This window comes from Achromobacter sp. JD-1 (genome assembly GCF_038594925.1).
Classification (GTDB): Bacteria; Pseudomonadota; Gammaproteobacteria; order Burkholderiales; family Burkholderiaceae_B; genus Achromobacter; species Achromobacter spanius_C.
In genome coordinates, this window is the sequence record NZ_JBCGCS010000009.1 from 135,967 (window position 1) to 147,908 (window position 11,942).

The window sequence follows — 11,942 nt, forward strand, 5'->3', positions numbered from 1 at the left end:
GCAGGTTGATCGACAGTGCTGAATAGCCGGCCCGTCGAGGCGCAGGCCTGGGTCTTACGTCAGAACGACCACTTGCCGAACACGAACAGCACGTTGCCCGTACCCTCCGTGCCCGGTATGCAGGGGCATTCCGCAAGCATTGCGGGGCGCTTTTTTATGTTGCCCTTTCAAAACCGATATCGTCGCCAATAACCGTAGTGGGGCCGATCGGAAGAGGTTCCGGATTGGCGATGTTGAGTTTCTTGAACGTGATCTTGTCCTTCCAGACTTTGCGTAGAAAGTCCTCGAACGCCATGATCGTCAACTGTTCGCCGGGGCAGCGACGATAGCCGAATCCAAATGGGGCAAAGCCCGCGTAATCGCAGACGGGAAGCGCCTTGCCGTCGGCCTCGCCAAAGACGGTACCGAAGCCGCTGTTGCGCAGCGACGCCTTGCGCCCGTCCTTGACCTCAAACGAAGTCAGGTCGAACGGACACTTGGCGAAGCCTATCTGTTTGGCCTTGGCCTCGTCGATATCGGCGCTTGTCGGTACCGCTGCGTATCGTGATGGATCGAACTTGTCGGGGTTGGTCCAATGCACGGGGTCGAGGCTCGTCGAGGTGTGTGGGCTGACGATATAGCCGTGGCGGTCGAACCGAGGTGTCTGCGTTTCGCCCAGTGCGGAAATGCTGCCGCCGTTCGGTGAAATCAGCCGGAAAAGCTCCATGACGTACGCTTCCAGCGGCGTATAAGGCGCACCCCGCGCGTTATCGGGTTCGCTTTCCATCGTTTGTTTGAAAGCGCTTCTGATCGTTGGGTCTCCGACGTCAGAGGCCAACCGGCGCATGATGTTGTAGATGGTGTTGCCCCATTGGCTGAAGGCAACGAAGTTGTGGAAGCACTCGAACACCACATCCTTGTGATTGAAGTACGCGCTGTCTTCGCCATTCTTCATCCAATACCAGGCGAAGGTCTTTTCGGGGGCCTTCGTCTTTCCGGATGCGATGTCGGCAAGTCTTTCATCGATCCATGACTTCAGGAAGTCCAGGTGGGATCGAACGATCATGTAGTTTTCGTACACGATGCGCTGCGTGGGGTCACGATAGGCCAGAACCGTATTGAAGCTCTCGCCGATCTGGCGAACGCGCTTGGGGATCTGGTCAGGTGACACGCCCAGGTGCAGGTCCCAGTACAGGTCCCAGAATGAATCCAGGTATTTGCGCATCAATGGCTGCCCGGCATTGGCGTCGGACAGGAAGCCGTCGAAGAATTTCATCACCTTCCCACCGTATTGTTCACGGTAGAGATCCGGCGTTACGGCCGACATGTAGATGCGCTTGCGGCGGTTGTCCGGGCCTCGCTTTTCCAGCCCCTGAAGGAAGACCGTCACGCCATCGGCCGGGTCGGGCCGCCAGGTTTCGCTAAGCAGACCCCATAGATCATTGGGCAGCGCATTCTCTTTGGTCAGCGCAAGGTCAATCATCGGAAGAAACGACCGTTCGCCCTCGAAAACGCTGACCAGAAAATGCGGGAGGATCACGTTTTCCACGTAGGCGGGTTCGAAGTCCTTCATGAATTGCGCACGCAGGCGAGCGGCGGTCGCCGCCAATTCGCCGGGCGCTGGCGGCGCATTGAGCGGGGGCTCGTAATGCGCCAGGACCGGCTGTGCCGATAACGCGGCAATTGAAGTGGCGCTGCCAGAGAGGAAAGTTCTACGTTTCACCGCACTTCTCCTTGTTGGAGGCAGTCGTCATTTGGTTGTTGTTTCGCCGTGCCGATCAAGTGCGAGCGTGGTCTTCATCTCCGTTGCCAGCCATACTCAAAAGTGAGTATGGCGCAGTCGCGAGGTTTGCCCTCCCGCTACAGCGCCGCCGCTCGCGAGGCCAGCTTGCGGTTGCCTTCGCTGGCGGGTTTCAAGGCCATGCGTTCTGCTGTCAGCACCTTGGCCAGGCTGCGAGCGCCATCGCGCAAGGCGGCCTCCACCAGGGTCAGCGCCAGCACATCACGCTGGGCGTGGCTGCCGCCAAAGCGGTGCGCGATCAGGCGCACGTCCCGCAGCAGGTCGGCGCTTAGCGCATAGTCCTGGCGGGCGAAGGCCACCAGCGCATGCGCCACGGGCAGGCCGACGTCACGGGTCATCATGGCATTGGTGCCGCTGCCTTGCGCCGCGGTCTCCATGGCCGCGATCAATTGCTGCGCGGCCGCACCATCGCCCGCGCCCAGGTAGGCCATCAAGGCATGCACGTCATTGAACGCGTAATAGCCCGTGCCCCCGCGCTCCTGCCATACGTCGGCCAACTGTCGCCAGCGCGGTCCTACGTCCACGTTGCGCAGCAGCAGGCGCCACAGCATGGCGGACGCATCGATCAGATCCAGGACCTGCCCGGTGGACGATTCGCGCAGCCGCTTGTCGTACAGGGCCAGCACCTCGTCGATCTCGTCGCGGTCCAGATGAAACAGCGCCAGATGCCACCAGTTGTGGATGGACAGCATGTTGTCGGTGGACCAGTCTTCGCGGCGTCCGTCCAACCATGCGATGCCTTCTTCCACCCGCCCCTGCATCTCCAGCACATGGGCCACCGCGTGCACGGCCCAGGGATCGCGGGGATTCAACTCCAGCGCTCGCCGGCCCTGGGCCTCGGCCTGGGTGTACAAGTTGGTTTCTTCCAGGCCGAAGGCATGCATGCCCAGCACGTAGCCATAGTGCGGCATCTGGCTGTTCCAGTCCGGAAGAATGCCGGCCACGCGGTCGCGCAGCATGGCCGAACGGCCAAGCAGGAAGTCGCCGATATGGCCCACCTGAAGGGCCAGCGTGTCGTGTGGGTAGTCGATGAGAATGTCGGCGTAGCGCCGCAAGGCATTGGAGAATTCGCCATTCAGCCAAGCGCGCGCGGCGGCGGTGTGGCGCCGTTCGCGCGTGTTGGCGATGTCGTGCAGGCCCTCGGCGGCCTCCACGCTTTCGCGCAACAGCGGCTCCACGCACTGGTCGCTGGCCGTGATCATCATCCCGGCGCGCAGCAAATGACCCATGACGAACACGGGGTTGTCGGCCAATGCCCGGTCAATAATCCCTACCGGATCGCCGTAATAGCCAAGAAACAGGGATTGCGCCTGTTCGTAGGTGGCCAGGGATGTTTGATCATCCGTGGAAACGGGATTGCCCCGCTCATCGGTCTGCGCCATGGTGGTCTCCTCGGATACCGCCCCGCGACGGGTTCCGACGATGTAAGCACGGATGCCGCGCGACGGCAAAGCGCAACTGCTTTAGTGCACCTGTACCGCTTGCCGTCCGGTTGACCGGTATCGAGACGCCGCGAAAACCATCCGCGCCAGCGCGGTGCGTCAACCTCGGCAAGATGACAACGCACTTCCGAGCATCACCGCAGGCATGCCTTGCCCAGCCACTAGGGGCGTTCCATCTCCTTCTTTTTCTCCTTGTCCTTTTTTTCTCCGTCGTAATGAGACTTGATGGCGAGAAACATGCCCGTGCCCAACACGAGAAGCTTGAACGTACCGAAGACTACAGGGACCCAAAAATTCATCATTTCCTCTGGACGCTGCTTCAGCAGCTTCATTTACTAGATCACGCTGCTCGATTCCAACTTGCGTTCTGGCTGGAAGAGCATGGACTCCCCGCATCCGGACAAACTCCGTGCGGCCAGCGCTATACTCCGTACAAACCTCAAAATTCTACCGCTAAAATCCATACAAACTGTTGAATTCCTCAGCTTGTATGTTTTTTGTCTCTGCGGAAGTGGCAAAAATCCATACATAAAGATAAGACATGGCTCTTTCACGTCGCCTTAAAAAAGCAAACATGTCTTGGGTGCGTCCCCTCACCGCAGGGTCCGGCTCTCGGTACCAGCAGATCGCCACGCAAATCCTGACCGCGGTGGAAGACGGTGTGCTTCGCCCGGGCGACCGCCTGCCCCCGCAGCGTGAACTCGCCCAGACATTAGGCGTTGATCTCACGACCGTCACGCGTGCGTACACGGAAGTTCGAAACAAAGGGATTTTGGAAGCTCAGGGAGCGGGTGGGACCTATGTGGCCTATTCCGGGTTGGACGCCGGAGGGACGATCGATCTGGGGATGAATATCCCGCCTTTGCTCAGCAGTGCCGAGTTTTCGCACATGCTCACGCAGGCCAGTGGCACCACGCAGGTGACGGCAAGCTCGATGGATCTGATGAGCTATCACGTGGGTGCAGGGGCCAATCGGCATCGTGCCGCAGCGGCGAAATGGCTGCAGCCGATGATTGGCAACCCGGACATTGAGCGCATCGTGATTTGCCCTGGCGCTCAAACCGCTATCGCGGCATTGCTTCTGGCCAGAAGCCAGTCCGGAGATGTCATAGCTTGCGATGCGTTGACGTACCCAGGCTTCTTGGCCGCGGCCCGCTTGCTTCAGCGCTTGGCCGTAGGGGTGAAGTCAGATGAGTTCGGCATGGATCCCGCGGACCTCGAGCGCGTGTGCGAACAACATCGTCCCGCCATGCTGTACTTGAATCCGACGATTCAGAACCCAACCGCGCTGACGCTATCCGCCGAGCGACGAATGGAGCTGCTGCGTGTCGCAGAGAAATACGCGCTGCCGGTGATTGAAGATGACCCCTACTGGCTGTTGGCCGAGCGTCCGCCAAGCACAATGTTTTCAATGGCCGCCAACACGTCTTCGACGCCGGTTTACTACGTCTCGACGCTCTCCAAATGCCTGGCGCCAGGCCTGCGAACCGCCTATTTGGTCGTGCCTTTGGGTGAGCCGTTAAGCCCGATTCTTGATGCCCTGCGTTCGCTGGCGCTGATGCCCATTCCCTGGATGACGGAAATGGCGTCGGCCTGGATAGAATCGGGCGCTGCCGTTCAATGGCTGGCACAGGTCAAGAGCGAGCTGCGGCATCGACAAGCCATCGCGGCATCGATCCTTCCGGGAAATATTCAGGCCGACCCGAATGGGCTGCACCTCTGGCTACAGTTGCCGCGTCATATCGACTTCTACCGCCTTACACAAACGGCGCTACAACAAGGCGTGAGCGTCACTGACTCGGGCTCGTTTTCCACGGGGGCCTTCAGCCCCGCAGCGCTTCGTGTGTCATTGGGCGGCGCGATCGATCGGCATCGCCTGGCGCACGGTCTGACCCGGTTGGCGGAGTTGCTTCAGGGCGATCTGGCCCAACGGGTTTCAAGCGTGGTCTGATTTGCCAAGGCGTACGGTCTTACCGCTTGGCTTCGAGTCGCCAAGCGATGCAGTGGCGCGAAGCGCTTTAAAAGGATTCCCCCTGCCGCACCGCCAGCGCCGCCGCCGCCGCGCGTGTTTCCACGCCCAGTTTGATGTAGATGTGTTCCAGGTGCTTGTTTACCGTGCGCGGCGCCATGCCCAGGATCTCGGCGATATCCCGATTGGTTTTTCCCTTGGCCAGCCAGCGCAGCACATCGGCCTCACGTGGAGTCAGACCGTAGACCGGCGCCAACGTCGCCGCCTCTTGCAACAGCAGCAAGGTCTCGCCGCTACGCCGTGATGCCGACAGACTCAAGGTCAAACGCCCTCGCGCACCGACGATCACCAAGGGTTCCGCCGCAGGTCCCGCCGCCAGATTGCCCGCCACCCAATCCGCCAAGGGCGCCGGCAGTTCCGCCGCATCTTCCGCGCAACCAAAATACGCCGCCAACCAGATCCGCGCCTTGCCCGTCTTCCAGATCGGCTGCCCGCGCGCATCCAGCGCCACCACGGCTCGCGCGGCCGCATCGATCGCATCAAAAGCCGCCGACAGGCTGCGCGCATTGCGCAAATGCGTACGCAGCCGGGCCACCACCACATCCGGGTCCAGCGGCTTGGTCACATAATCCACGCCGCCCACCCGAAACCCCTTCAACACGTGCTCGGGCTCGGTCAGGCCCGTCATGAACACCACCGGCACATTTCCCGCCGCCGGATGCGCTTTCAGGCGCGCGCAGGTTTCGAAGCCATCCATTCCCGGCATCACCGCATCGAGCAGCACGATATCCGGCACCACGAAATCCACCCGCTCTATCGCCGATTGGCCATCAATTGCCACCAGCACCTGATAGCCCGCTGCGTCCAATGCCGTGGAGAGCATTTTCAAGTTGTCTGGCGCGTCATCGACCAGCATGACGAGGTTTTTATCGGGCGTGGGCATGGTGACGCTGTACATGGTGTTTAAGCACTTGGTTGAATTCATGCAGTTGAAACTCGCCCGCCAGCGCCCGCAGATGCGTCGTCAATTCGCGCGCTTCGGCCCGGCGGCCCTGTATTTCTTCCAGCTTGGCCTGTATGCCCTTGATATAGCCCATGGCCCCCAGTTCCAGCAGCGCCTCGGCATCCTCGCGCTCCAGCGCCACCTGATGCAGATCCCCCGCCGGCAGCGCCGCTTCCACCTGCGCCACCTGCCAGTCCAGCTTGAGCAGACGGCCAAGTTGACTCAGCAAATCTTCAACCATCACGGGCTTGGCAATGAACGCGTCATGCCCGCTCTGCGCCGGGTCTTTCGGATCCAGGCCCAGGATATTGGCCGACAGCATCACGATGGGCACGGCCACGCCGTCATCACGCAAGCGCCGCAAGACTTCCCATCCCGTCATGTCGGGCATCGAGACGTCCATCAATATCAGGGCCGGCCGCAGCGTATGCACGCAGGCCAGGCAAGCCGCGCCATGCGGCGCTTCGTGTACTTCGAAGCCCAGCGGCTCCAGCAGGTCGCGAACCAGGCGGCGTTGCGAAGGCTGGTCATCCACCGTCAGGATCCGCAGCCGCTCGCCGCGATAGCCCACCACCAGTCCCGACGGCCGGGCATCGCTGCGCGGCGAGCGCACCTCCGGCAAGAACAGCTTCAGCGTGAACACGCTGCCACGGCCGACGGCGCTGCGCACCGTTAATTCGCCGCCCATGATGCCGGTCAGCATCTGGCAGATGGTCAGGCCCAGGCCCGTGCCGGAATCGGCCTGCTCGAGCGCCGCCCAACTGCGTTCAAAGGGCAGAAAGATGCGTTCCAGATCTTCGGCCGGTATGCCTCGGCCGCTATCCTCCACTTCGAACAACACCATATCCGCCGCCGACTTCACGCGCATCGACACTTGCCCTTCCGAGGTGAACTTCAGCGCATTGCTCAACAGGTTGATCAGGATCTGCCGCAGCCGCTTTTCGTCGATATGCACGATGGACGGCAGCTCCGCCGCTTCATAGCAAAAGCGCAGCCCTTTCAGCGTGCTCTGCGGCCGGAACATCTGCACGATCTGCTCCAGAAACTCCGGCAAGCGCAGTTCGCTGTTCTCCAACCTGAGCCTGCCCGCCTCGATGCGCGCGATGTCCAACAGGCCGTCGATCAGGCCTATCAAGTGCTTGCCGCTGCGATGAATCACATCAATGGCCTCGCGCCGCGCCGGTGGCAGGCTCGGGTCGCGCTGCAGAATCTGCGCGTAACCCAGAATGCTGTTCAAGGGGGCGCGCAACTCATGGCTCATGCCGCCCATGAAGCGGCTCTTGGCCAGATTGGCGCTTTCGGCCGCTTCCTTGGCCTGTTGCAACTGTGCGTCGGTCTGTTTGTGCGCCTCGATTTCACGCAGCAGCAAATGGGTCTGACGATCCGATTCCTCTTGCGCCACGCGCCGGCTTTCATGGGCCAGCACCAGCCACCAGGCCAGCACGCCGCCAATCAGCAACAGGGCGGCATACAGCTTCAGGAAGGTGGGCCGTAAACCGGAAGGGTCCAGGCCGGCCCGCATGTGACTGGCGTACTCCTGGTAGTAGATCAAGCCCAGGATGCCGCCCAGCAGCGACCCCATCCCCGCCACGATCAAGAGGTAGTGGCCCAGGCGGCTATGCAGCAGCGGGGTGACCCGCGCCGGCAACAGCCAGCCCAGGACCGCCTGCACCTGATCCTTCAAGCGTCCCTGCTGTTTGCAGCGATCCTGGCAGCGCGCATCCAGCGTGCAGCACAAGGAACAGATGGCGCCGTTATAGGCCGGGCAATGCGCCATGTCCGGCTGTTCGAAACGGTTGGCGCAGATCACACAGACATGGTCCGAACCCGCAACATCAACCGGCGTGCGCGCCAGGTTGTAGCGACCACGCGTGCGCCAGGCGATGACAGGCGCGCAGACAAAAGCCGCCAGCAAGGCCACAAAGGGCGACAAGGCCTGCGCCAGCGCGCCCGCCGTGCCCGGAAACACGCCGGCAAAGGCCAGCAGGCCCAGCGTCATGGCGACCAGCATGCTGCCCACACCGACCGGGTTGATGTCATACAGATAGGCGCGGCGAAACTCGATCCGTTTCGGCGACAGACCCAGCGGCTTGTTGATCACCAGGTCCGCCACCAGCGCCCCGATCCAGGCCAGCGCAACGTGCGAGAACACCGCCAGCACATGCTCCAACGCGCCAAACACGCCCATCTCCATCAGCACCACGGCGATCAGCACGTTGAACACCAGCCACACCACCCGGCCTGGATGGCTGTGCGTGATGCGGGCAAAGAAGTTGGACCAGGCCAGCGAGCCGGCATACGCATTGGTCACATTGATCTTGACCTGCGAGACCACCACGAAGGCCGTGACCAGCGCCAGCGCCAGGCCGGGATCGCTGACCACATAGGTATAGGCCGCCAGATACATATGGGTGGGGTCGCCTGCTTTATCGGCAGGCGCGCCCAGGGACAGGGCCAGCCACGCCAGAAAGGCGCCGCCCAGAATCTTGGCCGCGCCCGGCAAGATCCAGCCGGGGCCCGCGCAGATCAGGGCAAGCCACCAGCGCCTGCGGTTGGCCGCGGTGCGTTCGGGCAGAAAGCGCAGGAAGTCGACCTGTTCGCCGATCTGCGTCACCAGCGAGGCGGCCACCGCCACCGCCGAGCCGAACATCAGCAAGTTGAAATTGCCGCCCCGGCCGTCATAGCCCGGAAACCGCAGAAACTCCTGCAAGGTCCCGGGGTCCCGGAAGGCGATGAAGGCATAGGGCAAGAGCAGCAGCACCAGCCATATCGGCTGCGTCCATGACTGCAACCGGCTGATGAAGGTTATGCCATACGCCACCATGGGCAGGATGACCACGGCGCACAAGAGATAGCCGATAGACAGCGGCAAGCCGGTGGCCAGCTCGATGGCCAGCGCCATGATGGCCGCTTCCAGCGCAAAAAAGATGAAGGTGAACGAGGCGTAGATCAGCGAGGTAATGGTCGAGCCGATATAGCCAAAGCCGGCCCCGCGCGTCAGCAGATCCATGTCCAGGCCATGGCGCGCCGCGTAATAGGCAATCGGCAAGCCGGTCAGAAAGGTGACCAGGGCCACGGCGATGATGGCCCAGAAGGCATTGATGAAGCCGTAGTTCAGCGCCAGCGCACCGCCAATGGCTTCCAGCGCCAGGAAAGACACGGCGCCCAGGGCGGTATTGGCGACGCGGAACTCCGACCATTTGCGAAACGACACGGGCGTGAAACGCAGCGCATAGTCTTCCAGCGTCTCATTGGCGACCCAGGTGTTGTAGTCGCGACGGATCTTGACGATGCGTTGAGGCGCGCTGGCAGACAAATCGAGCTCCGAGGGAGTAGGGGATACGTCATTGAACGTAGTTGCCGTTGTAACGCCCCGGGGCGGGCCTGCCTGTACGTCAATCAACGTATGTTGCACTGCGTCATAGGCTCCTAGTATGCCCTCACCCCCCGGGCCGTGGCATGTGCCGCGCATGCTCGGTTTCCCTGGTCGTGATCCATTGAGGAGTCATCGATGTCTGGCAAAACCCCTTTTGATACTGCCCCGGAACTGCCCTCGCGCCGGCGCTTGGCCCTGGCCTTTGCCTCCCTGCCGCTGTTGGCCATACCGGCTCTGTCTCGCGCGGCCGCCCCGGCCACCTCCGCCATCAACACCACCGGCCTGGCCATTACCGACACCGAAGTCACCGTAGGCCAGTTGCACTCGGCGACCGGCACCATGGCCATCAGCGAAACGGGGTCGATTCAATCCGAGCGCCTGGCCATCGAGCAGATCAATGCCATGGGCGGCATTCTGGGCCGCAAGATCAAGATCATCCAGGAAGACGGCGCGTCCGACTGGCCGACGTTTGCCGAAAAGGCCCGCAAGCTTTTGGTCAGCGACAAGGTCGCCACCGTGTTCGGCTGCTGGACCTCGGCCTCGCGCAAGGCGGTCTTGCCGGTGTTCGAGAAAGAAAACGGCCTGCTCTACTACCCGACCTTTTATGAAGGCCTGGAGCAATCCAAGAACGTCTTCTATACCGGCCAGGAGGCCACGCAGCAGATTCTGTCCAGCCTGGACTGGCTGTCGCGCGAGAAGAAAGCGCGCTCGTTCTACCTGATCGGCTCTGACTACATCTGGCCGCGCACCTCGAACAAGATTGCCCGCAAGCATATCGAGAACGTGCTCAAGGGCGAGGTGGTTGGCGAGGAATACTACCCGCTGGGCCACACGCAATTCGGTTCGCTGATCAACAAGATCAAGCTGAAAAAGCCCGATGTGGTGTTCGCCGTGGTGGTGGGCGGCAGCAACGTGTCTTTCTACAAACAGCTCAAGGCGGCTGGCGTCACCAGCGGCAAGCAAAAGCTGTTGACCATCTCGGTGACCGAAGATGAATTGCTGGGCATCGGCGGCGAAAACGCCGAGGGCTTCTGGTCGTGCATGAAGTATTTCCAGAGTCTGGACAACGCCAACAACAAGAAATTCGTTGAAGCCTTCAAGGCCAGGTACGGCGCCACTGCCGTGATTGGTGACGTGACCCAGGCGGCCTATCTGGGCCCCTGGCTGTGGAAGATGGCGGTGGAAAAGGCCGGCAGCTTCGACGTCGACAAAGTGGTCGCCGCGTCGGCCGGGCTGGAATTCAAGGAAGCGCCCGAAGGCTACGTCAAGATCGACCCCAACCACCACTTGTGGAGCAAGACCCGCATCGGCCAGATTCGCAAGGACGGCCAGTTTGACGTGATCTTCGAAACCCCGGAGCTGATCAAGCCTGATCCCTTCCCCAAGGGCTATCAGTAAACACCTCGATCCGGGCGCCGCGCGCGGCGCCCTTTCCACTGCCGGGAGCCATCCATGGAATCCTTCTCCGATCTCGGGGCCATCCTGCTGATGCAGGGCTTCAACGGTTTATCGGTCTTCAGCGTGCTGTTGCTGATGGCCTTGGGCCTGGCGATCATCTTTGGCCAGATGGGCGTCATCAACATGGCCCATGGCGAGTTCCTGGCGGTGGGCGCCTATTGCACCTATCTCTGTTCCGAACTGGTCCAGCAGTACGCGCCCGGGCTGATGCCGGCCTACTTCTTCATCGCCATCCTGTTGGCCTTTGCCGTGACTTTCGGGCTGGGCTGGCTGGTCGAGTGGCTGATGATCCGTCATCTCTACCGCCGGCCACTGGACACGCTGCTGGCAACCTGGGGCCTGTCGCTGGTGCTGCAGCAGACGCTGCGATCGCTGTTCGGCCCGCGTGAAGTCAGCCCCACGCTGCCCGACTGGCTGATGGGTTCCTGGCAACCGCTGGACGGCGTGGACATCCCCATCAACGGTCTGTTCGTCATGTCCATCAGCATCCTGTTGACCGGCGGGCTGCTCTTGGCCTTGTTCCGCTCAACCTGGGGCCTGCATGTGCGCGCCACGGTGCAAAACCGCGCCATGAGCGGCGCGGTCGGCATCGATACGAAGCGCGTGGACCGCGTGACGTTCTCGCTGGGTTGCGGTATCGCCGGCATTGCCGGCGCGGCCTTCACAACCATCGGTTCCACCGGCCCGACCAGCGGCTCGCTCTACATCGTCGACACCTTCCTGACGGTGGTGTTTGGCGGCGCGGCCAGTCTTTTCGGCACCATCGCATCGGCCTTCGTCATCGCGCAGACGCAATCGATCTCGGAATTCTTCCTGACGGGTTCGATGGCAAAAGTGCTGACGCTGTCGGCCATCGTGATCATTTTGATGCTGCGCCCGCAAGGCCTGTTCAGCATCAAGGTACGCAAGTAGGG

At 61.7% G+C, this 11,942-nt stretch carries 8 protein-coding genes; 3 read left to right on the top strand and 5 right to left on the bottom strand.

The window, feature by feature from the left end:
- Positions 1–154: 154 nt before the first annotated feature.
- The 3 genes from WBR68_RS16055 to WBR68_RS16065 all read right to left on the bottom strand — a co-directional run bounded on the left by WBR68_RS16055 (position 155) and on the right by WBR68_RS16065 (position 3,554).
- Positions 155–1,702 carry a hypothetical protein gene (locus WBR68_RS16055; RefSeq protein WP_127183174.1) on the bottom strand — a complete coding sequence of 516 codons (1,548 nt, stop codon included), beginning with the start codon at positions 1,700–1,702 and terminating at the stop codon, positions 155–157.
- A gap of 137 nt (positions 1,703–1,839) precedes the next feature.
- Positions 1,840–3,162: a tetratricopeptide repeat protein gene (locus tag WBR68_RS16060; RefSeq protein ID WP_230694716.1), complete on the bottom strand. Its 1,323-nt coding sequence runs from the start codon at positions 3,160–3,162 to the stop codon at positions 1,840–1,842.
- A 221-nt stretch (positions 3,163–3,383) separates the two neighbouring features.
- A complete protein-coding gene (locus tag WBR68_RS16065) occupies positions 3,384–3,554 on the bottom strand; it encodes a hypothetical protein (protein WP_164741195.1) in 171 nt (56 codons plus the stop codon).
- Positions 3,555–3,763: 209 nt separating this feature from the next.
- Here WBR68_RS16065 and WBR68_RS16070 point away from each other — a divergent pair, with 209 nt between their 5' ends.
- Positions 3,764–5,173 carry an aminotransferase-like domain-containing protein gene (locus WBR68_RS16070; protein ID WP_230694717.1) on the top strand — a complete coding sequence of 470 codons (1,410 nt, stop codon included), beginning with the start codon at positions 3,764–3,766 and terminating at the stop codon, positions 5,171–5,173.
- Between the two features lie 67 nt (positions 5,174–5,240).
- Here WBR68_RS16070 and WBR68_RS16075 read toward each other — a convergent pair whose 3' ends face one another.
- Both WBR68_RS16075 and WBR68_RS16080 read right to left on the bottom strand, forming a co-directional pair.
- A complete protein-coding gene (locus WBR68_RS16075) occupies positions 5,241–6,149 on the bottom strand; it encodes a response regulator transcription factor (protein ID WP_230694718.1) in 909 nt (302 codons plus the stop codon).
- Positions 6,118–9,510 carry a hybrid sensor histidine kinase/response regulator gene (locus WBR68_RS16080; protein WP_230694719.1) on the bottom strand — a complete coding sequence of 1,131 codons (3,393 nt, stop codon included), beginning with the start codon at positions 9,508–9,510 and terminating at the stop codon, positions 6,118–6,120. The genes WBR68_RS16075 and WBR68_RS16080 overlap by 32 nt, the downstream gene beginning before the upstream one ends.
- A 195-nt stretch (positions 9,511–9,705) precedes the next feature.
- Here WBR68_RS16080 and urtA point away from each other — a divergent pair, with 195 nt between their 5' ends.
- Together urtA and urtB are read left to right on the top strand one after the other, a co-directional pair.
- Positions 9,706–10,968 (top strand): urea ABC transporter substrate-binding protein, encoded by a 1,263-nt coding sequence (urtA, locus tag WBR68_RS16085; RefSeq protein WP_127183178.1) that lies wholly within the window; start codon positions 9,706–9,708, stop codon positions 10,966–10,968.
- A 54-nt stretch (positions 10,969–11,022) separates the two neighbouring features.
- Positions 11,023–11,940, top strand: coding sequence for an urea ABC transporter permease subunit UrtB (gene urtB, locus WBR68_RS16090; RefSeq protein WP_050448139.1), 918 nt, complete (start codon positions 11,023–11,025; stop codon positions 11,938–11,940).
- The last annotated feature ends 2 nt before the right edge of the window (positions 11,941–11,942 follow it).